This is a genomic window from Streptomyces phaeochromogenes (genome assembly GCF_001418655.1).
GTDB lineage: Bacteria > Actinomycetota > Actinomycetes > Streptomycetales > Streptomycetaceae > Streptomyces > Streptomyces phaeochromogenes.
On the sequence record NZ_LIQZ01000345.1, the window covers coordinates 1 to 24,480 of the forward strand.

At 70.7% G+C, this 24,480-nt stretch carries 21 protein-coding genes; 8 read left to right on the forward strand and 13 right to left on the reverse strand.

Annotated elements, in window-relative coordinates:
* From AOK17_RS36985 to AOK17_RS36995, 3 genes are all read right to left on the reverse strand, one after another.
* On the reverse strand, window positions 1-417 hold a 417-nt coding region (locus AOK17_RS36985; protein ID WP_245697613.1), incomplete at its 3' end, for an ATP-binding protein.
* Window positions 418-526: 109 nt separating this feature from the next.
* Window positions 527-1,444 carry an SDR family oxidoreductase gene (locus AOK17_RS36990; protein ID WP_055616983.1) on the reverse strand — a complete coding sequence of 306 codons (918 nt, stop codon included), beginning with the start codon at window positions 1,442-1,444 and terminating at the stop codon, window positions 527-529.
* A 36-nt stretch (window positions 1,445-1,480) separates the two neighbouring features.
* Window positions 1,481-2,215 (reverse strand): SDR family oxidoreductase, encoded by a 735-nt coding sequence (locus tag AOK17_RS36995; protein WP_055616984.1) that lies wholly within the window; start codon window positions 2,213-2,215, stop codon window positions 1,481-1,483.
* An 86-nt stretch (window positions 2,216-2,301) separates the two neighbouring features.
* Here AOK17_RS36995 and AOK17_RS37000 point away from each other — a divergent pair, with 86 nt between their 5' ends.
* The 4 genes from AOK17_RS37000 to AOK17_RS37015 are packed head-to-tail and all read left to right on the forward strand — an operon-like array spanning window position 2,302 to window position 5,769.
* A complete protein-coding gene (locus tag AOK17_RS37000) occupies window positions 2,302-3,060 on the forward strand; it encodes an enoyl-CoA hydratase family protein (protein ID WP_055616985.1) in 759 nt (252 codons plus the stop codon).
* A complete protein-coding gene (locus AOK17_RS37005; RefSeq protein WP_055616986.1) occupies window positions 3,057-3,911 on the forward strand; it encodes a CoA transferase subunit A in 855 nt (284 codons plus the stop codon). The genes AOK17_RS37000 and AOK17_RS37005 overlap by 4 nt, the downstream gene beginning before the upstream one ends.
* The gene (locus AOK17_RS37010; RefSeq protein WP_079053487.1) at window positions 3,908-4,714 is read left to right on the forward strand and encodes a CoA-transferase subunit beta; all 807 of its coding nucleotides are present in this window, start codon (window positions 3,908-3,910) and stop codon (window positions 4,712-4,714) included. The genes AOK17_RS37005 and AOK17_RS37010 overlap by 4 nt, the downstream gene beginning before the upstream one ends.
* Complete coding sequence (locus AOK17_RS37015) at window positions 4,714-5,769, forward strand: NAD(P)H-dependent flavin oxidoreductase (RefSeq protein ID WP_055616987.1); 1,056 nt, start codon at window positions 4,714-4,716, stop codon at window positions 5,767-5,769. The genes AOK17_RS37010 and AOK17_RS37015 overlap by 1 nt, the downstream gene beginning before the upstream one ends.
* Window positions 5,770-5,863: 94 nt before the next feature.
* Here AOK17_RS37015 and AOK17_RS37020 read toward each other — a convergent pair whose 3' ends face one another.
* From AOK17_RS37020 to AOK17_RS37030, 3 genes are read right to left on the reverse strand one after another with little or no spacing between them, the layout of a single operon-like run.
* Window positions 5,864-7,021, reverse strand: a complete 1,158-nt coding sequence (locus AOK17_RS37020) for an acetyl-CoA C-acetyltransferase (RefSeq protein WP_055616988.1) — start codon at window positions 7,019-7,021, stop codon at window positions 5,864-5,866.
* A gap of 53 nt (window positions 7,022-7,074) precedes the next feature.
* The gene (locus AOK17_RS37025) at window positions 7,075-7,686 is read right to left on the reverse strand and encodes a TetR/AcrR family transcriptional regulator (RefSeq protein WP_055616989.1); all 612 of its coding nucleotides are present in this window, start codon (window positions 7,684-7,686) and stop codon (window positions 7,075-7,077) included.
* A gap of 30 nt (window positions 7,687-7,716) precedes the next feature.
* Window positions 7,717-8,562: an SDR family oxidoreductase gene (locus tag AOK17_RS37030; protein ID WP_055616990.1), complete on the reverse strand. Its 846-nt coding sequence runs from the start codon at window positions 8,560-8,562 to the stop codon at window positions 7,717-7,719.
* Window positions 8,563-8,610: 48 nt separating this feature from the next.
* Between AOK17_RS37030 and AOK17_RS37035 the strand changes: the two genes are divergently transcribed.
* On the forward strand, window positions 8,611-9,768 hold the full coding sequence (locus tag AOK17_RS37035; RefSeq protein ID WP_055616991.1) for an acyl-CoA dehydrogenase family protein: 1,158 nt from the start codon (window positions 8,611-8,613) through the stop codon (window positions 9,766-9,768).
* Window positions 9,768-10,745 (forward strand): acyl-CoA dehydrogenase family protein, encoded by a 978-nt coding sequence (locus tag AOK17_RS37040; protein WP_055616992.1) that lies wholly within the window; start codon window positions 9,768-9,770, stop codon window positions 10,743-10,745. The genes AOK17_RS37035 and AOK17_RS37040 overlap by 1 nt, the downstream gene beginning before the upstream one ends.
* 34 nt (window positions 10,746-10,779) lie before the next feature.
* Here AOK17_RS37040 and qcrB read toward each other — a convergent pair whose 3' ends face one another.
* From qcrB to AOK17_RS37060, 4 genes are all read right to left on the reverse strand, one after another.
* Window positions 10,780-12,411: a cytochrome bc1 complex cytochrome b subunit gene (gene qcrB, locus AOK17_RS37045; RefSeq protein ID WP_055616993.1), complete on the reverse strand. Its 1,632-nt coding sequence runs from the start codon at window positions 12,409-12,411 to the stop codon at window positions 10,780-10,782.
* A 138-nt stretch (window positions 12,412-12,549) separates the two neighbouring features.
* Window positions 12,550-13,272, reverse strand: a complete 723-nt coding sequence (locus tag AOK17_RS37050; RefSeq protein ID WP_055616994.1) for a vWA domain-containing protein — start codon at window positions 13,270-13,272, stop codon at window positions 12,550-12,552.
* A 36-nt stretch (window positions 13,273-13,308) separates the two neighbouring features.
* The gene (locus AOK17_RS37055) at window positions 13,309-14,412 is read right to left on the reverse strand and encodes a magnesium and cobalt transport protein CorA (RefSeq protein ID WP_055616995.1); all 1,104 of its coding nucleotides are present in this window, start codon (window positions 14,410-14,412) and stop codon (window positions 13,309-13,311) included.
* Between the two features lie 18 nt (window positions 14,413-14,430).
* The gene (locus AOK17_RS37060) at window positions 14,431-14,649 is read right to left on the reverse strand and encodes a hypothetical protein (RefSeq protein ID WP_055616996.1); all 219 of its coding nucleotides are present in this window, start codon (window positions 14,647-14,649) and stop codon (window positions 14,431-14,433) included.
* Window positions 14,650-14,724: 75 nt separating this feature from the next.
* Between AOK17_RS37060 and AOK17_RS37065 the strand changes: the two genes are divergently transcribed.
* The gene (locus tag AOK17_RS37065) at window positions 14,725-15,570 is read left to right on the forward strand and encodes a chitosanase (protein WP_055616997.1); all 846 of its coding nucleotides are present in this window, start codon (window positions 14,725-14,727) and stop codon (window positions 15,568-15,570) included.
* 230 nt (window positions 15,571-15,800) lie between these two features.
* On the opposite strand, the gene AOK17_RS37070 is transcribed toward AOK17_RS37065, so the two are convergent.
* From AOK17_RS37070 to AOK17_RS37080, 3 genes are all read right to left on the reverse strand, one after another.
* On the reverse strand, window positions 15,801-17,261 hold the full coding sequence (locus AOK17_RS37070) for a glutamate synthase subunit beta (protein WP_055616998.1): 1,461 nt from the start codon (window positions 17,259-17,261) through the stop codon (window positions 15,801-15,803).
* Entirely contained in the window at window positions 17,254-21,849 is a 4,596-nt protein-coding gene (gene gltB, locus AOK17_RS37075) for a glutamate synthase large subunit (protein WP_055616999.1), read from the reverse strand. The genes AOK17_RS37070 and gltB overlap by 8 nt, the downstream gene beginning before the upstream one ends.
* A gap of 373 nt (window positions 21,850-22,222) precedes the next feature.
* The gene (locus AOK17_RS37080) at window positions 22,223-22,954 is read right to left on the reverse strand and encodes a VIT1/CCC1 transporter family protein (protein WP_055617000.1); all 732 of its coding nucleotides are present in this window, start codon (window positions 22,952-22,954) and stop codon (window positions 22,223-22,225) included.
* Window positions 22,955-23,229: 275 nt separating this feature from the next.
* Between AOK17_RS37080 and AOK17_RS37085 the strand changes: the two genes are divergently transcribed.
* Entirely contained in the window at window positions 23,230-24,243 is a 1,014-nt protein-coding gene (locus AOK17_RS37085) for an ADP-ribosylglycohydrolase family protein (RefSeq protein WP_055617001.1), read from the forward strand.
* Window positions 24,244-24,480 lie beyond the last annotated feature (237 nt).

A 24,480-nucleotide genomic window follows, 5' to 3' on the forward strand; every position in this document is an offset into this window, starting at 1 on the left:
GGGGGCGGAGGTGCGCGGGGTGTCGGGGCCGCGCGTGGCCCGGTCGTCGGAGTCCGGGGCGCCGCCCGCTCCCTGCGCCTCGTCCAGGGCCTCCAGCAGTGCCGCCCCGGCCGCGTGCGCGTCCGCCCAACGCCTGCCACCGGCCCCAATCCCGTCCCCGGGATCACTGCCGGCACCGGCGCCGGTGCCATCTCGGCCCAGCAGTTGCTCCAGTACTCCGAAGGCCAGCTCCGACTCGGCCTCCTCCCCCGCCCCGTACAGCACATGTGTGTCGTCGCGCAGGAAGCGACGTACGAGGGCGGTCTTGCCGATGCCGGCCGGACCCTCGACGAGTACGCGTTGCGGGTGTCCCGCGCGGGCGCGCTCGCGGGCCGCCGCGAGGAGCGCGAGGCTGTCCGTTCGCCCTACGAACTCCACCTGAGCCACCTCCGCCCGGCCCGCCCTGCTGGGCATCCTCGCGAGCACGGGGTGCGGGGTCAAAGGGTTCCCCGCGCGTCGTCCTCCTAGGTGTCGTACGCCGATCGCACTACTGCGCGCCGTAGACCGGCTGGGGTGCCTGCGCCTCCGCGAGCAGTTTGAGCGCGGTGTCCCCGGCCTCGGCGGCGGTCCACCGTGCCCCCTTGTCGGTGCTCGGGCCGGGCCGCCAGCCCTCCATGACGGTGATGCGTCCGCCCTCGGTCTCGAAGACGCGGCCGGTGACGCCGGCGCTCGCGGCGGAGCCGAGCCAGACGACGAGCGGCGACACGTTCCCGGGCGCCATCGCGTCGAAGCCGTTGTCGGGTGCCGCCATCGTCTCGGCGAAGGTGCCCTCGGTCATCCGGGTCCGCGCGGCGGGCGCGATGGCGTTGACCTGGACTCCGTAGCGCCCCATCTCGGCGGCGGCCACCAGTGTGAGCCCCACGATCCCGGCCTTGGCGGCGCTGTAGTTGCCCTGCCCGACGGACCCCAACAGCCCAGCTCCGGAACTGGTGTTGACGATCCGCGCCTGTGGCACGCGCCCCGCCTTCGCCTCCGCCCGCCAGTGCGCGGCGGCATGCTTCAGCGGCAGGAAGTGGCCCTTCAGGTGGACGCGCATGACGGCGTCCCAGTCGTCCTCGTCGAGGTTCACGAGCATCCGGTCGCGCAGGAACCCGGCGTTGTTGACGAGCGTGTCGAGCCGCCCGAAGGCGTCCACGGCCGTGCGTACGAGGGATGCGGCGCCCTCGGTCGTGGCGATGTCCCCGCCGTGCGCCACCGCCTCGCCGCCCGCCGCCGTGATCTCCTCGACGACCTGCCGGGCCGGGCTGTCGGGGCCGGGCGAACCGTCGAGCCCGACGCCCAGGTCGTTGACGACGACGCGCGCGCCCTCCGCCGCGAAGGCGAGCGCGTGCGCCCGCCCGAGCCCGCGTCCCGCGCCCGTGACGATCACGACCCGCCCCTCGCAGATTCCGGTGCCTGCAGTCATCCCGTTTCTCCTCCCACTTGTCCTTGAAGGCGGTTCTCACTTCTCCTTGTTGGCGGTCGCCGCGTCCAGGAAGGCGGGCCGCTCGCCCCCGCCGTGCACGAGGAGGCCGGCCCCGGTGATGTACGCGGCGGCGTCCGACGCGAGGAAGACTGCGGCCCTGCCGACGTCCAGGGGCTCGGCGAGCCGCCCCATGGGGACGGTTCGGGAGACGGCCGCGATGCCGTCCTCGTCCCCGTAGTGGAGGCGGGACAGCTCGGTGCGGACCATCCCCACGACGAGGGTGTTCACGCGTACGTCCGGCGCCCACTCCACGGCCATCGAGCGCGCGAGGTTCTCCAGGCCCGCCTTGGCCGCCCCGTAGGCCGCCGTGCCGGGCGAGGGCCGGGTCCCGCTGACGCTGCCGATCATCACGACGGAGCCACGCGCGCTCTTGAGCTGCTCGTACGCCGCCAGGGACGCCGTCAGCGGGGCGGTGAGGTTGAGTTCGATCACGCGCGCGTGCCGCTCGGCGTCGGTCTCCGCGAGCAGCCGGTAGGGGGCGCCGCCCGCGTTGTTGACCAGGACGTCGACGCGGGGCAGGGCGTCGAAGAAGGCGCGCACGGCCGGTGGGTCCCGCAGGTCGAGGGGGACGAACTCGACGCCGTCGACCGGCACTTCGGGCGGTCTGCGGGCACAGACCACGACCTCGTCACCCGCCTCGACGAACGCGCGGGCGATGCCGGCGCCCACGCCCCGGGTGCCGCCCGTGACCACCACGAGCCGTTTGTCCACAGGGCCTCCCACTCGTCGGTGTTCGCTGTTACCTTCACAACTGGCGCACCTAACAAATGTTTGGTCGAAAGGTAGCTGATGAGCTGATGGGTGTCTCCACCTCGTCCCCGGAAAAGGGGATTTCCGTCGTCACGGTCGACTTCCCGCCCGTGAACGCGCTGCCGGTGCGCGGCTGGTTCGAGCTGGCCGACGCCCTGCGCGCGGCGGGCCGCGACGCCGAGGTCCGCTGTGTGGTGCTGGCCGCCGAGGGGCGGGGGTTCAACGCGGGCGTGGACATCAAGGAGATACAGGCGCAGGGCGGCAGCGCGCTGCTCGGCGCCAACCGCGGCTGCGCCGACGCCTTCGCCGCGGTGTACGAGTGCGAGGTCCCGGTGGTGGCGGAGGTGCACGGCTTCTGTCTGGGCGGCGGAATAGGCCTGGTGGGCAACGCGGACGCGATCGTGGCGAGCGAGGAAGCGACGTTCGGCCTGCCCGAGCTGGACCGGGGCGCCCTGGGCGCGGCCACGCATCTGGCCCGGCTGGTGCCGCAGCATCTGATGCGCGCGCTGTACTACACCTCGCGCACGGCGACCGCGGCCGAGCTGCACCGGCACGGGTCGGTGTGGCGGGTCGTGCCGCGCGGTGAACTGCGTGCCGCCGTCCTGGAGCTGGCCCGTTCCATCGCAAGCAAGGACGGGCAGCTGATCCGGCTCGCCAAGGCCGCGATCAACGGCATCGATCCCGTGGACGTACGCCGCAGCTACCGCTTCGAGCAGGGCTTCACGTTCGAGGCGAACCTCGCGGGGGTCGGCGACCGGGTCAGGGACACGTTCGGGAAGGACCGGGAAGGAGGGGGTACGGAATGAGCGACAAGACGATGACGGCCGACGAGGTCGTCTCCCGGCTCCGCAGCGGGATGACCCTCGGCATCGGCGGCTGGGGCTCGCGCCGCAAGCCGATGGCCCTGGTGAGAGCACTGCTCCGCTCCCAGGTCACCGACCTCACGATCGTGTCGTACGGCGGCCCGGACGTCGGGATGCTCGCTGCCGCGGGGCGGATCCGCAAGCTCGTCGCGGCCTTCGTGACGCTCGACTCGATCCCCCTGGAGCCGCACTACCGCGCCGCCCGGCAGAGCGGGGCCTTCGAGTTGACGGAGGTCGACGAGGCGATGTTCATGTGGGGGCTGCACGCCGCCGCGAACCGGCTGCCCTTCATGCCGGTCCGGGCGGGCATCGGCTCGGACGTCATGCGGGTCAACCCCGGCCTGCGGACGGTCACTTCGCCGTACGAGGACCCGTCGACCGGGATCCGGGAGACCTTCGTCGCCATGCCGGCCCTGCGCATGGACGCGGCCCTCGTCCACGTCAACCGCGCGGACCGCTCGGGCAACGGCCAGTATCTGGGCCCGGATCCGTACTTCGACGACCTCTTCTGCGAGGCCGCGGACGATGCGTACGTCTCCTGCGAGCGGCTCGTGGACCGCTTCGACGACGCGGTGCCGCAGACCCTCCTCGTCAACCGGCACTCGGTCACGGGAGTCGTCGAGACACCCGGTGGCGCACACCCCACCTCCTGCGTCCCCGACCACGACCGCGACGAGCCCTTCCAGAAGCTGTACGCGACGACGCCGTGGCCGGAGTTCACCGAGCGGTTCCTGTACGGGGACGAAAAGGCCTACCAGTCGGCCGCACAGGCCTGGCACGAGGAGCGGCGATGACGGACGCGACCCGGCCCTCTCCTGCCCCTTCCACCGGCGCCCCGCTCCCGGACACCCGCACGCCTCCGCTCCTCCCGCCCACCCGCGCCGAGTACTGCGTGATCGCCTGCGCCGAGGCGTGGCGGGACAACGGCGAGGTGCTCGCGAGCCCGATGGGTGCCGTCCCCTCGGTCGGTGCCAGGCTCGCCCGGCGGACCTTCGCCCCGGAGCTCCTGCTCACCGACGGCGAGGCGATGCTGGTCGGCCCGGACGGCACCCCCGAAGGGTGGCTGCCGTACCGCAGGCATCTCACGATGGTCACCGGCGGGCGTCGGCACGTGATGATGGGCGCGAGCCAGATCGACCGGTTCGGCAACCAGAACATCTCCTGCATCGGCGACTGGGAGCGGCCCGCCCGGCAGCTGCTCGGGGTGCGGGGCGCGCCCGTCAACACCCTGAACAACCCGGTGAGTTACTGGGTGCCCAAGCACTCGACGCGGGTCTTCGTGGAGAAGGTCGACATGATCAGCGGGGTGGGGTACGACAGCGCGGCGGAGGCCGGCCCCACGGCGACCCGCTACCACCGCATCCCCCGGGTGGTGTCGAACCTGGGAGTGTTCGACTTCGCGACCCCGGACCACTCGATGCGGCTCGCCTCGCTGCATCCGGGGGTGACGGTCGAGGAGGTCCTGGCGGCGACCGGGTTCGGGCCGACGGTTCCCGACGAGGTCCCGTACACCCGTGAACCGACCGCGGCGGAGCTGGAGTTGATCCGCGAGGTCATCGACCCGCAGGGACTGCGCGACCGTGAGGTCCCGGGCTGATGGAGACCGCGCTCACGAAACTGGTCGGCGTCCGGCACCCGATCGTGCAGACCGGGATGGGCTGGGTGGCGGGCCCGCGACTGGTCTCCGCCTCGGCGAACGCGGGGGCGCTGGGCATCCTGGCCTCCGCGACGATGACCCTCGACCAGCTGCGGGAGGCGGTCCGGGAGGTCAGGTCCCGTACGGACGCGCCGTTCGGTGTGAACCTGCGCGCGGACGCGGGGGACGCCCGTGACCGCGTCCGGCTGATCGTCGAGGAGGAGGTGAAGGTCGCCTCGTTCGCGCTCGCGCCCTCCCGTGAGCTGATCGCCGAGCTCAAGGACGCGGGCGTCGTCGTCATCCCGTCGATCGGGGCCCGCCGTCACGCCGAGAAGGTCGCGGCGTGGGGTGCGGACGCGGTGATCGTGCAGGGCGGCGAGGGCGGCGGCCACACCGGCGAGGTGGCGACCACGGTCCTCCTCCCCCAGGTCGTGGACGCCGTCGACATACCGGTGATCGCGGCGGGCGGCTTCTTCGACGGTCGGGGCCTGGTCGCGGCACTGGCGTACGGCGCGGCGGGCATCGCCATGGGCACCCGCTTCCTCCTGACCTCCGACTCCACGGTCCCGGACGCGGTGAAGGCCCGATACCTCGCGGCCACGGTGAAGGACGTGACGGTGACGACAGCCGTGGACGGCCTCCCCCACCGCATGCTCCGCACGGACCTGGTCAACTCCCTTGAGGAGGCGGGCCGTACGAGAACGCTGACCCGGGCGATACGCCGGGCCGCCGGCTTCCGCAGACTCTCGGGCCTCACCTGGCCCCAGCTGATCCGCGACGGCCTGGCGATGAAACACGGCAAGAACCTGACCTGGAGCCAGGTCCTCCTCGCCGCCAACACCCCGATGCTGCTGCGCGCCTCGATGGTCGAGGGCCGCACGGACCTGGGGGTGATGGCCTCGGGCCAGGTGGCAGGCCTGATCGAGGACCTGCCGTCGTGCGCGGAGCTGGTGGAACGGGTGATGGCAGAGGCCCGGGAAACACTCCGCGCGCTCCCGGACCCCGGCTCACCATGAGCGCCCTTCTTCCAGGGGCGCGGGGCTGTGACATTCTGCGGCTTCGCCGTGTGGGCGCGACAAGCCATGACGGGCCCGCACGCAACCGAGCAACCTAAAGCCGCTCAACAATCGTCACGTTCGCCTGACCCCCGCCCTCGCACATCGTCTGCAGCCCGAAGCGTCCGCCCGTCCGCTCCAGTTCGTGCAGAAGCGTGGTCATCAGCTTCACGCCGGTCGCCCCCAAGGGATGCCCCAAGGCAATGGCGCCCCCATTGACATTGACCTTGTCGGGATCCGCCCCGGTCTCCTTCAGCCAGGCGAGCACCACAGGTGCGAACGCCTCGTTGATCTCGACGAGGTCGATGTCGCCGATGGACATCCCGGCCTTCTTCAAGGCGTACGCGGTGGCCGGAATCGGTGCCGACAGCATCCGTATCGGATCCTCTCCCCGCACCGACAGATGGTGGACCCGCGCCCGGGGCGTGAGCCCGTGCTCGCGCACGGCTCGTTCGGAGGCGAGCAGCATCGCGGCCGCGCCGTCGGACACCTGGGACGAGCACGCGGCGGTGATGGTGCCGCCCTCCACCACCGGCTTCAGCCCGGCCATCTTCTCCAGCGAGGTGTCCCGCCGCGGCCCCTCGTCCACGGCGACGTCTCCGAACGGCACGATCTCCCGCTCGAACCGCCCCTCGTCGATCGCCCGGACCGCCCGCTGATGCGACCGCAGGGCGAACTCCTCCTGGTCCCGCCGGCTGATCCCCCACTTCTCGGCGATCAGCTCGGCGCCGTAGAACTGGTTGACGGGCCGGTCCCCGTAGCGCGCCCGCCACCCCTCGCTTCCCGCGAACGGTCCCTCCGTGAGCCCCAGTGGCTCCGCGGCCAGACGGGAGGCGAAGGCGATCGGGATCTGCGTCATGTTCTGTACGCCGCCCGCGACCACCAGGTCCTGGGTGCCGGACAGGACACCCTGCGCGGCGAAGTGCACGGCCTGCTGCGAGGACCCGCACTGCCGGTCGATCGTCACCCCGGGCACCTCCTCGGGCAGCCCGGCCGCCAGCCAGGCCGTCCGCGCGATGTCCCCGGCCTGCGGCCCCACCGTGTCCAGACACCCGAAGACGACGTCCTCGACGGCGGCCGGGTCGACTCCGGACCGCTCGACCAGGGCCTTCAGCACATGCGCGCCCAGATCCGCGGGATGGACCCCGCCGAGGCCACCCTTCCGCCGCCCCACGGGCGTACGGACCGCTTCGACTATGTAGGCCTCGGCCATGACGACTCCTCGGGCTCCTCAGTGGGTCCAATGGGTTCAGCACGTTGAGCGGGCTATGTCCGTACGGCGATTCCGTCGAGGACCATCGACAGGTACTGCCGGGCGATCTCCTCCGGGCTGTGCTGTCCGCCGGGCCGGTACCAGGACGCGGCGACCCACACCGTGTCGCGCACGAACCGGTAGGTGAGCCGGATGTCGAGGTCGTCCCGGAAGACCTCGCCGGCCACGCCCCGCTCCAGCGTGGACAGCCACGTCTTCTCGAACTTGCGCTGCGACTCGGCGAGGAACGCGAACCGCTCCTGCGCGACGAGGTGCTTGGACTCCCGCTGGTAGATCGCGACGGCCGCGCGGTGCCGGTCGATCTCCCGGAAGGACTCGGTGACCAGGGCCTCCAGCGTCTCGCGCGGGCCGAGCTCGGCGTCCAGGACGGTGTCGTACCCGTCCCACAGCTCGTCCATGAAGGTCCGCAGGATCTCCTCCAGCATCGATTCCTTGGAGTCGAAGTGGTAGTAGAGGCTGCCCGCGAGCATGCCCGCGTGGTCCGCGATCTTGCGGACGGTGGTGGCGTTGTAGCCCTGCTCGGCGAAGACCTCGGCGGCGGTGTCGAGGAGTTCACGACGGCGGGCGGGCGCGGCGGTCACCTGGGGCTTCTTCTTGGGAGGCACGTTCGTAGGAGGCACGGAGCCATTGTGGTCCTAGGCATGCTGGCTGCTGACGGAGACCGCTTCTCCGGTCATGTACGAGGAGTAGTCGGACGCCAGGAAAACGATCACGTTGGCCACTTCCCACGGCTCGGCGTACCTCCCGAAAGCCTCGCGTTCCGTCAGCTCCTCCAGCAGTTCGGGCGAAGTCACCTTCACCAGGTGCGGGTGCATGGCGAGGCTGGGCGAGACGGCGTTGACCCGCACGCCGAATCCGGCGGCCTCAAGGGCCGCACACCGGGTCAGCGCCATCACCCCTGCCTTCGCCGCCGCATAGTGCGCCTGCCCCGCCTGGGCACGCCAGCCGACGACCGAGGCGTTGTTGACGATCACGCCACCGCGTCCGCCACCGTGTCTGCCCTCGGGTCCCCCGCCGTGCCCGCCCTCGGGTCCCCCGCCGTGTCCGCCCTCCCGGAAGGCCCGCAGGGCCGCTCGCGTGCAGCGGAAGGTGCCGTTCAGCGTCACGTCGAGCACCTTCGACCACTGTTCGTCGCTCATGTCGACGAGGGCCGAAGTCCCGCCGAGACCGGCGTTGTTGACGACGATGTCGAGCCGCCCGTGCTGCCGCACGGCCGTGTCGAAGAGCGCCTGCACCTGGGCCTCGTCGGTGACGTCGCACGCGAGCGCCGAGACGCCCTCGAACTCCCCGGCCAGCTCGGCCTCGTACTCCTTGAGTCGTCGCGCGTGCGCGTCGCTGATCAGTACGCGTGCGCCCTCCTCCAGGAAGCGGCGTGCGGTGGCCCCGCCGATGCCCGCGCCCGCGGCGGCGGTGACGACGGCCGTACGCCCTTTCAGCAGCCCGTGCCCGGGCACGTACTCCGGACTCTCGACGCCTGTCATGACGCCACGCTAACCTACCAAACACTTGTTAGGGAAGGATCGCCGCTGATGGACCTCGACTTCACGGCCGACCAGGACGCCTTCCGCGCCGAGGCGCGCGCCTGGCTGCACGCGCACGTCCCGTCGCCGCCGCTGCCCTCCCTGGAGACCGAGGAGGGCTTCGCGGCCCACCGCGCCTGGGAGGCCGAACTCGCCGCGGACCGCTGGTCGGTGGTGTCCTGGCCGGCCGCGTACGGCGGACGGGACGCGGGGCTCCTGCGGTGGCTGGTCTTCGAGGAGGAGTACTACGCGGCGGGCGCACCGGGCCGGGTCGGCCAGAACGGCATCAACCTCCTCGCGCCGACCCTCTTCGACCACGGCACGGAGGAGCAGCGGGCCCGGATCCTGCCGCCGATGGCCTCCGGCGAGGTCGTCTGGGCGCAGGCCTGGTCCGAGCCCGAGGCCGGGTCCGACCTCGCCTCCCTCAGGTCCAGGGCGGTGCGTACAGAGGGCGGTTGGCTGCTGAGCGGGCAGAAGACGTGGTCGTCGCGGGCCGCGTTCGCCGACCGCGCCTTCGGCCTGTTCCGCAGTGAGCCGGACACTCCGAAGCCCCATCAGGGCCTCACCTACCTGATGTTCGACCTGCGCGCGCCGGGCGTGACCGTCCGGCCCATCGGCCGCCTGGACGGGAAGCCGGCCTTCGCCGAACTCTTCCTGGACGACGTGTTCGTGCCGGACGAGGACGTGATCGGCGAGCCCGGCCAGGGCTGGCGGGTCGCCATGTCGACGGCGGGCAACGAGCGCGGCCTGACCCTCCGCTCCCCCGGCCGCTTCCTGGCCTCGGCCGACCGCCTCGCCGCGCTCTGGCGGGCGCACGGCCGGGACCCGTTCACCCGCGACCGGGTGGCCGACGCGGTGATCGGCGCCCGCGCCTACCAGCTCTTCACGTACGCGGGCGCCTCCCGTTTCCTCGACGGCGAGCCCATCGGCCCGGAGTCCAGCCTGAACAAGGTCTTCTGGTCGGAGTACGACATCGCACTGCACGAGACGGCACTCGATCTCCTGGGCGGGGAGGGGGAGTTGGCTGACACCACCGACGACGAGGGCGGCGGCTGGGCCGAGGGGTACGTCTTCTCCCTCGCCGGTCCCATCTACGCGGGCACGAACGAGATCCAGCGCGACATCATCGCCGAACGCCTCCTGGGCCTGCCGAAGGGACGCCGCTGATGCGTTTCCTCCTGGACGACGAACAACGCGCCTTCGCCCACTCGCTGGACGCCCTGCTGACGGCGGCGGACACCCCGTCGGCCGTACGGTCGTGGGGCGCCGGTGACCATACGGCCGGGCGGGCCCTGTGGTCCCGTATCGCCGACGCGGGAGTGTTCGCGCTGGCGGTCCCCGAGGCGTACGAGGGGGTCGGCCCGCTCCCCGTCGAACTGGCCGTCGCCTTCGTGGAGTTGGGACGGCACGCGGTACCGGGCCCACTCGTGGAGACGGTGGCGGCGCCCGCGCTGCTGACGGAACCGGGCCTGGCGAAGAGGTTCCTGCCGGGGCTGGCATCCGGGGAGACGATCGCGACGGTGGCCGCCACGAACGGCTCGTACCCGCTGGAGGACTCGTACGCACTGGACGGGGACGCGGCGACGACCCTGCTCGCTCTCGACGGCGGCGGACTCCGACTGGCCCCCGGGCACGGCCCGGTACGTACGTCCATCGACCCGGCCCGGCGCCTCACCCGCCCCGCGCCGGGCGGCGAACTCCTCGCCACCGGCCCCCAGGTCACCGCAGCCGCCGCCCACTCCCTGACCTGGGCCCGGCTCGCGACCGCCGCGCAGGCGCTCGGCGTGGGACTGACCCTGCTCGACAGAACCGTGGCGTACGTCAAGCAGCGCAGCCAGTTCGGTGTCCCCATAGGCTCGTTCCAGGCGGTCAAGCACCGACTGGCCGACGCCAAGGTCGCGTTGGAGTTCGCGCGCCCGCTCCTCTTCGGCGCGGCCCTGACCATGGACCCGGCCGACGTGGCCGCAGCCAAGGTCACGGCCTGCGAGGCGGCGTACACGACCGCCCGTACCGCGCTGCAACTGCACGGCGCGATCGGCTACACCGCGGAGTACGACCTGTCGCTGTGGCTGACCAAGGCCCGCGCGCTGCGCACGGCTTGGGGCACGCCTGGGGAGTGCCGCGGGATGGTCCTCAATAGCTGAGCCCCGAAGCAGCTGTACCCCGGTAGCCGCGCGCTCAGTGGTGGTGGTCGTCGCTGCTCGTGAGTTCGCGGTACTCCTCGACGGTCGGCTTGGGGATCTGCGCGTTCTGCCCGTACATGGCCCGGGCGAGCCGCGCCCGCAGCCGCTGGGAGGGCTTGACCTTGCGCTCGACGCCGTTCGCGTCGACGAGCGGGCCCACGTCGTAGGGCGGGTCCTGCTCGTGCTGGGTGAGGGTGAACCGCTGGGCCGGGGTGAGGGGTTCGTGCACCTCGACGAACTCGCCGTGCGGCAGCCGCCTGATGACGCCGGACTCCCTGCCGTGCAGCACCTTCTCGCGGTCGCTGCGCTGGAGTCCCATGCAGACGCGTCGGGTGATGACGAAGGCGATCACCGGGACCACGAAGAAGGCGATCCGTACGAACCAGGTGATCGAGTTGATCGACAGATGCAGATGCGTGGCCACGATGTCGTTGCCGCCGCCGATCAGCAGTACGCCGTACAGACTCAGCCAGGCCACGCCGAGCCCGGTGCGCGTGGGGACGTTGCGGGGCCGGTCCAGGATGTGGTGCTCGCGTTTGTCCCCGGTGATCCACGCCTCGATGAACGGATAGACGGCGATCGCCACCATGATCAGCGGGAAGAGGGAGAAGGGGATGAAGACGCCCAACTGCAGGGTGTGGCCCCAGGCGTTGATCTCCCATCCCGGCATCACCCGGATCAGCCCTTCGGAGAAGCCGAGATACCAGTCCGGTTGGGCGCCGGTGGTGACCAGGTCGGAACGGTAGGGCCCGAAGGCCCACACGGGGTTGATCGTCGCGAGGGCGCCCATCATCGACAGCACGCCGAAGACGAGGAAGAAGAAGCCGCCGGCCTTGGCCATGTAGACCGGCATGAACGGCATGCCCACCACGGACTTCTGGTTGTGGCCGGGCCCGGGGTACTGGGTGTGCTTGTGGTAGAAGACCAGGATCAGGTGGGCGACGACCAGGCCGAGCATGATCCCGGGCAGCAGGAGGACGTGGATCGGGTACAGCCTGGAGATGATGTCGTGCCCCGGGAACTCCCCTCCGAAGAGGAAGAACGCGAGATACGTGCCCACGATCGGCACGGACAGGATCGCGCCCTGCGCGAAGCGGAGGCCGGTGCCGGAGAGCAGGTCGTCGGGGAGCGAGTAGCCGGTCAGGCCGGTGATGATGCCGAGGAACAGCAGGGTCCAGCCGAACAGCCAGTTCAGCTCGCGCGGCTTGCGGAAGGCACCCGTGAAGAACACGCGCATCATGTGCACGAGCATTCCGGCGACGAACACGATCGCCGCCCAGTGGTGGATCTGCCGGATCAGCAGTCCGCCGCGCACGTCGAAGCTGATGTCGAGGGTGGACTCGTACGCCCTGGTCATGATGATGCCGTTGAGGGGTTCGTACGAGCCGTTGTAGACGACCTCGGCGGCGCTGGGCTCGAAGAAGAGGGTGAGGTAGACGCCGGTGAGGATCAGGATGAGGAAGCTGTAGAGGCAGACCTCGCCCAGCATGAAGGACCAGTGGTCCGGGAACACCTTGCGCATCTGGGTCTTGGCCAGCGAGTAGATCCCGAGCCGTCCGTCGGCCCAGTCCGCCACCTTCTCGCCCTTGCCCGTCTGTGCCGCTCTCCCGTTGCTCCGCGCGTCCATTCGTGGCCCTCCCCATAGGCTCAGTTCAGAGTGTCACGGGGTTCTGCGAAGCCAAAGGGGTTGGTCAGGACCACGATTCGGCTGCGACCCGGTGGGGGTTGTTCGCTCAGTTCCCCGCCGGGCCGCACGGCGTCGCTGTCACTCGACGATCCCCGCCGCCCGCGCCGCCGACAGCCACCCCGGGAACTCGCCCAGCAGCCGGTCGTACAGCTCACCGTCGGAGACACCCCGGCGGGGGTCCGAACCGGCGTGGAAGAACCCGGCGTTGTCGACGACCCGCTTGCCCGGAACGGCCAGGTCGTCGAGTCGGCGCAGGAAGTCGAACTGTTTGCTGGACGGGTCCCCGAAGCCGATGAACTGCCAGAACAACGGCAGCTTCGCGGCCTTGCACAGGTACCTTTCCGCGGCGAGCTTGTTGATCGGGCCGCCGTCGGTCTGGAAGACGACGAGGGCGGGGTCCTTGGCGCCGCTGTCGAGGTAGTGGTCGATGACGGCGTCCATCGCGAGGTGGTAGCTGGTCTTGCCCATGTGTCCGAGCCCGGCGACGATCCGCTCCACACGCCCCGCGTGACTGTCGATCGCGATGTCGGTCACCGCGTCGACGTCTGTGGAGAAGAAGACGACCGGCACGGTCCCGTCGTCGTCGAAGTGCGCGCTCAGACCGAGCACACGGTCGGCGAGCGCCTGCACGCTGCCGTCGGCGTAGTACGGCTTCATCGACCCCGAGTAGTCGACGACGAGATAGACGGCGGCCCGCTGCCCACCCAGCCCGTGCTTGGTGAGGGAGACCCCCGCGCTCTTGTAGAGGCTGACCAGCGCGGGCGCGGTCTCCTCCATCTTGGTGAGGCTGATCCCGGCCATGCGGGCTCCTTCCGGCCATGATCCGACCGGGTGAGCCTAACCGGCCGCCCGCTCCCGGAACGCCGGCAGCTCGAAGAGCCGCCGCCGGGCCCCGTCACCCATCAACTCGACCAGCGGGAAAACCAGTTCCCACAGGTCCTCCTTCTCCACGCCGACGGCCAGCGCGTCGAGGTCGGGATCGGAGAGCGCCCCCGCGGCCTTCGCGACGATCCGCCGGGCGGTCGGCGGCAGTGCCGCGACCATCGGGAGGAACTCCGCCCACAGCCCGGTCGCCACGACCCCGCGGACGAGCCCGTCGAGCACCACGCGGTCCCGCAGCGCGGGCAGCGCGGCGACGGCCCGCAGCTCGTCCTCGTCGAGCGCGGCCACGATCGGCAGGAGCGACTCCCACAGGTTCTGCTCGGCGGTGGTGCGGACGAGGGAGTCGAGCCGGGCCTCGGGCTGGGCGGCGGTGAGGGAGGCGATGCGGGCCCGCTGTTCGCCGGAGGACATGCTCGCGACGGCCATGGCCTCCGGCCACAGCCCGCCGTCGGCGGCGGACGCGATGACCGACGACACCCGCTCCTCGCCCAGCAGCTCGACGATGTGGCCGAGCCGTTCGGGATGGTCGATGACGAAGCCGGTGAGCAGCAGCGTCGCGTCGTCGAGCCGCGGCAGGATCCGCAGCAGCGCGGAGTCCCGCAGATGCCCGACGAACCGGCCCATCGTGAGGTGGTCGCGGCGGTCGGCCAGGACGAGGGCGATCCGTACGACGATGTCGTCGTCCAGTCTGCCCATGATCCCGGCGATCCGGCGCGGGTCGACGTGGTGGCAGCAGCGGGCCGTGAACTCGGGCGGGAGCCGCTCGATGATGTCGGCGGCGCGGCCCGGTTCGAGGCGTCCGGCGAGGGCGGCGGCGAGCTGCGGCCCGAGTGCCTTCTGCGAGATGCCCGCGGCGATCCCCGCGGGCAGCAGCTTCGTCTTCGCGGCGATGCGGTCGAGGAGACCGGGGGCCTCGTCGAACAGCGCGGCGACGGATCTCTCGCGGAAGGCGCGCACGTCCTCGACGGGCAGCTCCTCGAGGAACGCCAGCTGCCGTGGTTCGACATCCAGCAGGCGGGCGAGCTTGAGGATCTCGGCCCTGCTGCGCAGTGTGTCCATGCGGGAGGGGTCTCCTGGCTAACGGAAGAGCATCCGGCGGAGGGGTTCCCTGGTCAGGGCCGGTACGAGGGTCAGGGCGTCCTCGACGGCCTCGTTCAGCCCGGATGCCCGGCGCTCCCGGGCCCGGCGCAGTGCCAGTGTGAGGGTCCGGGCCTGTGTGTCGTCCAGTGATCCGAAGCTCTCCGGCGGTGGGGCGCCCAACTCCGCCCGCAGCAGCGCCAGTTCATCCGCGCTCACAGGTCCTCCCCCGATACTCACTGGTTTCTCCACCCGATGCGGCACGGCACTCCGGGCCGATCGTACTCTTTGCCCATGAAACGCGCTGGCCGTCTGATGTTCGTCGCCGTCCCTCTCGTCGCGGTGACGGTGTACTTCGCCGTGCCCGGCGAGAAGGGTGACGACGGCCCCTCCGACACCCGGAGCTCCTCACCGTCGGCCTCCTCTGGGGAGTCCAAGTCGGCGGCCGACCTGGACTCCCCAGAGAAGAAGGAGCTGGCCCAGCGGATCGTGTCGAGCGCCGAGAACTCCAGCCTCGACTGGCGCGCCCAGTACGACTACATCGAGGACATAGGCGACGGCCGTGGCTACACCGCCGGGATCATCGGCTTCACCACCGGCACGCACGACCTGCTCAAGCTGGTCGAGCTGTACACCGAGTCCCATCCGGACAACGCCCTGGAGCCGTACCTGCCGGCCCTCCGCTCCGTCGACGGCTCGGACTCCCACGAGGGCCTGGACCCCGGTTTCACCGCCGCCTGGAAGGAGGAGGCGCAGAAGGACGCCTTCAAGCGCGTCCAGGACTCCCAGCGCGACCGCGTCTACTTCGACCCGGCGGTCCGCCTCGCCAAGCGTGACGGCCTGGGCGCCCTCGGCCAGTTCATCTACTACGACGCCATGGTCATGCACGGCCCCGGCGACCCCGGCTTCCACGGCATCCGCGAGCGCGCCATGGCCGAGGCCGACACCCCGGCGGAGGGCGGCGACGAGCAGAGCTACCTCGACATCTTCCTGGACACCCGCCGCGAGACGATGAAGTCCGAGAAACGCGACACGACCCGCGTGGACACGGCCCAGCGGAGGTTCCTGTACGACGGGAACCTGGGCCTCCGCACGCCGCTGGAGTGGAAGGTGTACGGAGTGACGTACAAGGTCGACTGACGCCACTCCCTCACTCAGGGGCTCCGCCCCCGAACCCCCGCTCCTCAAACGCCGGAGGGGCTGAAATACCTCAGGGGCGCGGGGAACTGCGCGGCCAGCCACAGCCGACCCGCACCCGAAAAGGACCCCAGACGCACCACGGCGCCCACCATCGTCCGGTCGGGGACAAAAGGCAGGCGCCGCGTTCAGTTCCGTACGCCTTTGTACGGGACGTCTGTTGAGGTGGAGCGTCAGACCATGAGGGAGCGGTCCGTGGGGCGGATCGGGGCCGGCAGTTCGCTCTCCCCGGTCAGGAAGCGGTCGACCCCGCGGGCGGCCGAGCGGCCCTCCGCGATGGCCCAGACGATGAGGGACTGACCGCGGCCGGCGTCACCGGCGACGTACACACCGGGGACGTTGGTCGCGAAGTCCGCGTCGCGGGCGATGTTGCCGCGCTCGTCGAGGCCGAGACCGAACTGCGAGACCAGGCCGTTCTCCTGGTCGGTGCCCGTGAAGCCCATGGCGAGGGTGACGAGCTGGGCGGGGATCTTGCGCTCGGTGCCCGACTTCTGCGTCAGCTTGCCGTCGATGAACTCGACCTCGACGAGGTGCAGCCACTGCACGTTGCCGTCCTCGTCGCCCTCGAAGTGGGTGGTGGAGACGGAGTAGACCCGCTCGCCGCCCTCCTCGTGCGCGGAGGTGACCTTGTAGAGCATCGGGAACGTCGGCCAGGGCTGGTGCGGAGCACGGTCCTCGCCCGGCTGGGGCATGATCTCCAGCTGCGTGACCGAGGCCGCGCCCTGGCGGTGGGCGGTGCCCACGCAGTCCGCGCCCGTGTCGCCGCCGCCGATGACGACGACGTGCTTGCCCTCGGCGGTGATCGGGGGCGCCACGAAGTCGCCCTCCTGCACCTTGTTGGCGAGCGGCAGGTACTCCATCGCGAAGTGGATGCCGTTCAGCTCGCGCCCGGGGGCGGGCAGGTCGCGGGAGACGGTCGCGCCGGCCGCGATGACCACGGCGTCGTACCGCTTGCGCAGGTCCGTCGCCTTGAGGTCGCGGCCGATCTCGATGCCCGTACGGAAGCGGGTGCCCTCCGCGCGCATCTGCTCGATGCGGCGGTTGATGTGCCGCTTCTCCATCTTGAACTCGGGGATGCCGTAGCGCAGGAGGCCGCCGACGCGGTCGGCGCGCTCGTAGACCGCCACGGTGTGGCCCGCCCGGGTGAGCTGCTGCGCGGCGGCCAGACCGGCCGGTCCTGAGCCGATGACCGCGACCGTCTTGCCGGAGAGCCGCTCGGGGGCCTGGGGCGCGACGTCGCCGCTGTCCCACGCCTTGTCGATGATCGAGACCTCGACGTTCTTGATGGTCACGGCAGGCTGGTTGATGCCGAGGACGCACGCCGACTCGCACGGGGCGGGGCAGAGCCGGCCCGTGAACTCCGGGAAGTTGTTCGTGGCGTGCAGGCGCTCCGAGGCGGCGGACCAGTCCTCGCGGTACGCGTAGTCGTTCCACTCGGGGATGAGGTTCCCGAGCGGACAGCCGTTGTGGCAGAACGGGATGCCGCAGTCCATGCAGCGCGAGGCCTGCGTGGGGATGATGGGGAGCAGCGAGCCCGGAACGTAGACCTCGTTCCAGTCCTTGAGACGCACGTCCACCGGACGGGTCCTGGCGACCTCGCGGCCGTGGTTGAGAAAGCCCTTGGGATCAGCCATTGGTCGCCGCCTCCATCATCTTCTCGGTGATCTCGGTCTCGGTGAGACCGGCTCGCTCGGCGGCGTCCTTGGCGGCGAGCACTGCCTTGTACGTGCTGGGGATGATCCTGCTGAAGCGCTCCACCGACACGGCCCACTCGGCGAGGAGCTTCTCGGCGACCGTGGAGCCGGTCTCCTCGGCGTGGCGGCGCACGACGTCGTGCAGCCACTGCTTGTCGGTGTCGTCGAGTTCCTCGACCGCGCCGATGTTGCCGACGTTGACGTTGTCGCGGTTCAGGTCGATGACGTACGCGATGCCGCCCGACATACCGGCCGCGAAGTTGCGGCCCGTCTCGCCGAGGACGACCGCGTGGCCGCCGGTCATGTACTCGCAGCCGTGGTCGCCCACGCCCTCGGAGACCACCGTCGCGCCGGAGTTGCGGACGCAGAAGCGCTCGCCGGTACGGCCCCGGAGGAACAGCTCGCCGCCGGTCGCGCCGTACGCGATGGTGTTGCCCGCGATCGTCGAGAACTCGGCGAGGTGGTCGGCGCCCCGGTCGGGACGGACGATCACCCGGCCGCCGGAGAGGCCCTTGCCGACGTAGTCGTTGGCGTCGCCCTCCAGGCGCAGCGTCACACCGCGCGGCAGGAAGGCGCCGAAGGACTGGCCCGCGGAACCCGTGAAGGTGATGTCGATGGTGTCGTCGGGCAGGCCCGCGCCGCCGAACTTCTTCGTCACCTCGTGGCCGAGCATGGTGCCGACCGTGCGGTTGATGTTGCGGATCGCGACCTGCGCGCGCACCGGCTGGGCACCGGTCGCGGAGTCCGCGGCCAGCGCGTCCGCGGCGAGCTTGATCAGCTCGTTGTCGAGCGCCTTCTCCAGGCCGTGGTCCTGCTCGATGACCTGGTGGAGCGGGGTGCCCTCGGGCAGCTCCGGCACGTAGAAGAGCGGGGACAGGTCCAGGCCCTGCGCCTTCCAGTGGGTGACCGCCCGCTCGACGTCGAGGTGCTCGGCGTGGCCGACGGCCTCCTCGATCGTGCGGAAGCCCAGCTCGGCGAGGATCTCGCGGACCTCCTCGGCGATGAACTCGAAGAAGTTCACGACGTACTCGGCCTTGCCGGCGTACCGGTCGCGCAGCACCGGGTTCTGCGTGGCGATGCCGACCGGGCAGGTGTCCAGGTGGCAGACGCGCATCATGACGCAGCCGGAGACGACGAGCGGCGCGGTCGCGAAACCGAACTCCTCGGCGCCGAGCATCGCGGCGATGACGACGTCACGGCCGGTCTTCAGCTGGCCGTCGGTCTGTACGACGATGCGGTCGCGCAGGCCGTTGAGCAGCAGCGTCTGCTGGGTCTCGGCGAGGCCGAGTTCCCAGGGACCGCCCGCGTGCTTCAAAGAAGTGAGCGGGGAGGCGCCCGTACCGCCGTCGTGGCCGGAGATGAGGACGACGTCCGCGTGTGCCTTGGAGACACCCGCGGCGACCGTGCCGACGCCGACCTCGGAGACCAGCTTCACGTGGATCCGCGCCTGCGGGTTCGCGTTCTTCAGGTCGTGGATCAGCTGGGCGAGGTCTTCGATGGAGTAGATGTCGTGGTGCGGCGGCGGGGAGATCAGACCGACGCCCGGGGTGGAGTGCCGGGTCTTGGCGACCCACGGGTAGACCTTGTGGCCGGGCAGCTGGCCGCCCTCGCCGGGCTTGGCGCCCTGGGCCATCTTGATCTGGATGTCGTCCGCGTTGACCAAGTACTCGGAGGTCACACCGAAGCGGCCGGAGGCGACCTGCTTGATGGACGAGCGGCGCGCCGGGTCGTACAGACGGTCCGCGTCCTCGCCGCCCTCACCGGTGTTGGACTTGCCGCCCAGCTGGTTCATGGCGATGGCGAGCGTCTCGTGGGCTTCCTTGGAGATGGAGCCGTAGGACATGGCGCCGGTGGAGAAGCGCTTGACGATCTCGCTGGCCGGCTCGACCTCGTCGATGGAGATCGGCTCGCGGCCGGACTTGAAGCCGAACAGGCCGCGGAGCGTCATCAGGCGCTCGGACTGCTCGTTCACGCGGTCCGTGTACTTCTTGAAGATGTCGTAGCGGCGGGTGCGCGTGGAGTGCTGGAGGCGGAAGACCGTCTCCGGGTCGAACAGGTGCGGCTCGCCCTCGCGGCGCCACTGGTACTCGCCGCCTATGTCGAGGGCGCGGTGCGCGGGCGCGATGCCGCTGGCCGGGTACGCCTTCGCGTGGCGGGCGGCGACCTCCTTGGCGATGACGTCGATGCCGACGCCGCCGATCTTGGTGGCCGTGCCGATGAAGTACTTCTGGACGAAGGCCGTGTCGAGACCGACGGCCTCGAAGACCTGGGCGCCGCGGTAGGAGGCGACGGTGGAGATGCCCATCTTGGACATGACCTTGAGGACGCCCTTGCCGAGCGCGTAGATCAGGTTGCGGATGGCCTGCTCGGACTCCATGCCGGGGAGGAACGTGCCCGCCCGGACGAGGTCCTCGACGGACTCCATCGCGAGGTACGGGTTGACGGCCGCGGCGCCGAAGCCGATGAGGAGGGCCACGTGGTGGACCTCGCGGACGTCGCCGGCCTCGACCAGCAGGCCCACCTGGGTCCGCTGCTTGGTGCGGATGAGGTGGTGGTGGACGGCCGCGGTGAGCAGCAGCGAGGGGATCGGCGCGTGCTCGGCGTCGGAGTGACGGTCCGAGAGGACGATCAGCCGGGCGCCGTTCTCTATGGCGGCGTCGGCCTCGGTGCAGATCTCCTCGATGCGCGCGGCGAGCGAGTCGCCGCCGCCGGAGACCCGGTACAGGCCGGACAGCGTCGCGGCCTTCATGCCCGGCATGTCGCCGTCGGCGTTGATGTGGATGAGCTTGGCCAGCTCGTCGTTGTCGATCACCGGGAAGGGCAGGGTGACGCTGCGACAGGACGCGGCAGTCGGTTCGAGCAGGTTGCCCGCGGGGCCCAGGGAGGAGCGCAGCGAGGTGACGAGCTCCTCGCGGATGGCGTCCAGCGGCGGGTTGGTGACCTGCGCGAACAGCTGGGTGAAGTAGTCGAAGAGCAGCCGCGGGCGCTCGGACAGGGCCGCGATCGGCGAGTCCGTGCCCATGGAGCCGAGGGGCTCGCCGCCGGACTTGGCCATCGGCGCGAGGATGACGCGCAGCTCTTCCTCGGTGTAGCCGAAGGTCTGCTGGCGACGGGTGACGGAGGCGTGCGTGTGCACGATGTGCTCACGCTCCGGGAGGTCCTCCAGCTCGATCTCGCCGGCCTCCAGCCACTCCGCGTACGGGTTCTCGGCGGCGAGGCCGGCCTTGATCTCGTCGTCCTCGATGATGCGGTGCTCGACGGTGTCGACGAGGAACATGCGGCCGGGCTGCAGGCGGCCCTTGCGGACGACCTTCGCGGGGTCGATGTCGAGGACGCCGACCTCGGAGCCGAGGACGACGAGGCCGTCGTCGGTGACCCAGTAGCGGCCGGGGCGCAGACCGTTGCGGTCCAGTACGGCGCCGACCTGCTTGCCGTCGGTGAAGGTGACACAGGCCGGGCCGTCCCAGGGCTCCATCATCATGGAGTGGAACTGGTAGAAGGCGCGGCGGGCCGGGTCCATGGAGTCGTGGTTCTCCCACGCCTCCGGGATCATCATCAGCACGGAGTGCGGGAGGGACCGGCCGCCGAGGTGCAGGAGTTCGAGCACCTCGTCGAAGGAGGCGGAGTCGGATGCCTCGGGCGTACAGATCGGGAAGACGCGGTCGAGCTTGTCCTGGTCGCCGAAGAGGTCGGAGACGAGCTGGGACTCGCGAGCCGCCATCCAGTTGCGGTTGCCCTTGACCGTGTTGATCTCGCCGTTGTGCGCGACGAAGCGGTACGGGTGGGCGAGCGGCCAGCTCGGGAAGGTGTTCGTGGAGAACCGGGAGTGCACGAGCGCGATCGCGGAGGCGAAGCGGCGGTCGGACAGGTCCGGGAAGAAGGGCTCCAGCTGGCCGGTGGTCAGCATGCCCTTGTAGACGATGGTCCGGGCGGAGAGCGACGGGAAGTACACGTCGGCCTCGCGCTCGGCGCGCTTGCGCAGCACGAACGCCCTGCGGTCGAGATCGATGCCCTGGCTGGAACCGTCCGCCACGAAGAGCTGACGGAAGAGGGGCATCGTCGAGCGGGCGGTGGCGCCGAGGAGTTCGGGGGCGGTCGGGACGTCGCGCCAGCCGAGGACCGTCAGGCCCTCTTCAGCGGCGATCGTCTCAATCCGTGAGACGGCCTCGGTGGCGGTGCCCTCCGGAAGGAAGGCGATACCGACCGCGTACGAGCCCGCCTCGGGCAGCTCGAATTCGGCCACCTCGCGGAAGAAGGCGTCGGGCACCTGGGAGAGGATCCCGGCCCCGTCGCCGGAGTCGGGCTCCGAGCCGGTCGCGCCGCGGTGCTCCAGATTGCGGAGCACGGTCAGCGCCTGCTCGACCAGCGCGTGGCTCGCCTCACCGGTGAGGGTGGCCACAAAGCCGACGCCACAGGCGTCGTGCTCGTTGCGCGGGTCGTACATCCCCTGCGCGGCAGGGCGAGCATCCATGAAGGACCAGTTCTGGCCATTCGCGGAGTGCTGGGACGGCTGGCGCGGCGTACGCATCGGCTCTCCCGTCGTCGTCGTGGCATATGCAAGTGCCGAGGGACGACGTTGGCCCTCTGCGAAAGGTGCAAAATTTCGTGCAGGTTACATGATGGAGCCGTTCTCGGGAACCGGATACGGCGTTCCAACATGCGGACGCCGCGGGTCGCGGCGGAGGCCGCTCGTGGCGGCTGAACAAGGGGGCCTTTTCGGACAGATCAATGACCGTCGGCCCGATCGCGGCAGGCAACGTCGCCCAACGCTTCAATTGCTGTGCAGGCGTCATTGCCCGCAGCGCTTACGGCTCATGCCCAGTGGTTAAGGATTCGAAACCGCTGAGTAACGACTACTTATGCAGTCCCTTGCATAGCTGCTCGACTCAGCGGTGCGCGGGTCATCCTACGGCCGTACCGAACAGAGTGCCCAGGGCGTACGTCACACCGGCCGCGGCACCGCCCAGCGCGAGCTGCCGCAGTCCGCTGTACCACCAGGACCTCGCGGTCACCCTGGCCACGATCGCGCCGCACGCGAAGAGCCCGAGGAACGCGAGCAGCAGAGCGGGCCACAGAGCGGTCGCACCCAGCAGGTAAGGGAGTACGGGGAGCAGGGCGCCCAGGGCGAACGAGCCGAAGCTCGACACGGCGGCGACGGTCGGCGAGGGCAGGTCACCGGGATCGATGCCCAGCTCCTCGCGGGCGTGTATCTCCAGGGCCTGCTCGGGATCCTTCGACAGCTGCCGGGCGACCTCACGGGCGAGACCGGGCTCGACGCCCCGCGCCTGGTACAGCTCGGCGAGCTCACGCTCCTCGTCCTTCGGATGCTTCCTCAACTCCCGCCGCTCGACGTCGAGTTCGGCCTCGACGAGCTCGCGCTGCGAGGCGACGGAGGTGTACTCGCCGGCCGCCATGGAGAAGGCACCGGCGGCCAGCCCCGCGAGCCCGGTGATGACGATCGTCCGATGGGACACCGCGCCGCCCGCCACACCCGTCATCAACGCCAGGTTGGAGACCAGACCGTCCATCGCGCCGAAGACGGCGGGGCGCAGCCAGCCGCCGCTGACGTCCCGGTGGGTGTGGTTGTCGCGGTGCGCCTCGTGAAGCGTCGCCTCGGTCTCGATGATGGCCATGCCAGGGTCTCCCGAAATGCTGCTCGAACTGCGTTACTTGGACTATTTCTATTCTTGGACAACACCCAAGCTACGCCCGAAATTTCGCTCCCGCCAGCAAGGAAGGCCGTACTTACCTGGGCTTTCACCGCCCTTCGCTCATCCGTAGAGACCTGCGCACAAATGTCGACCGGGTGACGCTGAGGCGTGCGAGGCTCCGCCGAACCACTTGGTGGGGACAGATCCGCAAAGGGTCCCTCAGACCTTCCGGGACCCCGCGATGGAGAGGCACCGTCATGGCTTCGATTGCCTGCGTTCCCTCGGTACCGGCCCCCGGGGACGCCGTCGGTCTCCGCGACCGGGCGCGCGGCGCGCTGCTGGGACTCGCCGTCGGGGACGCGCTGGGGGCGCCCGCCGAGAACATGAAGCCGTCCGAGATCCGCGCACGCTGGGGCCGCATCACGGGATACGTGACCGACACTCCGGCCGGCACGGACGACACGGAGTACGCGATCTTCTCCGGGCTGCTCCTGGCCCGGCACGGTTCGGCGCTCACGCCCCGGCATGTGGAGGCGGCCTGGCATCACTGGATCGCCGACCTGGACGAGGGCCCCTTCCGGGGCGCGGGCTTCAGCGAGCGGGGCACGCTGGAGAACCTGCGGAGGGGCCTGGCCGCCCCGATCTCCGCCCAGCACCGGCACGCCTGGAGCGACGGTCTCGCCATGCGCGCGGCCCCCTTCGGCGTCTTCGCGGCGGGCCGCCCCGCCGAGGCCGCCCGCCTGGTGGCGATCGACGGTTCGGTGAGCCACGACGGCGAGGGCATCTACGGCGGCCAGGCGGTGGCGGCGGGCGTGGCCGCGGCGATGGCGGGCGCCCCGACGATGGTGGTGGTCGCCTCGGCCCTGGCGGTGATCCCCGACGACTCCTGGACGGCCCGTTCCCTGCGCCGCGCCGTCGCCTGCGCCCACCGCGGCGAACGCGCCGTCCGCTCCGCCGTCGTCATCGGCGGCTACCCCTGGACCGACCTCGCCCCCGAGGCCGTCGCCCTGGCCTTCGGCGCGTACGCGGCAGCCGACGGCGACTTCACGGAAGCCGTCCTCACCGCCGTGAACATGGGCCGCGACGCCGACACCACGGCAGCAGTGGCGGGCGCCCTGGCCGGCGCGACCAAGGGCGCCTCATCGATCCCCCCGACCTGGTCAGCAGCAATCGGCCCGGCAAAAGGCAGCTGCCTCCCATCCATGCAGGGCCACCACATCCTCGACGTGGCGGACCTCCTGACCCCGGACGAGGACGAGGTACCCCAGTGAAACCAGAACTACTGAACGACCCGAACGAGGGCACCCCTTCAGGGTCGCCTTCGCCAGGGGCGCGGGGAACTGCGCACCCAGCCCCGACGAACCCGCACATCACACTCCGGACCCCAACCCCTTCAGGGGCGCGGGGAACTGCGCACTCAGCCCTCGCGGACCCGCACATCACACCCCGGCCCCCCACCCCCTCAGGGGCGCGGGGAACTGCGCACCCAGCCACAACGGACCCGCACA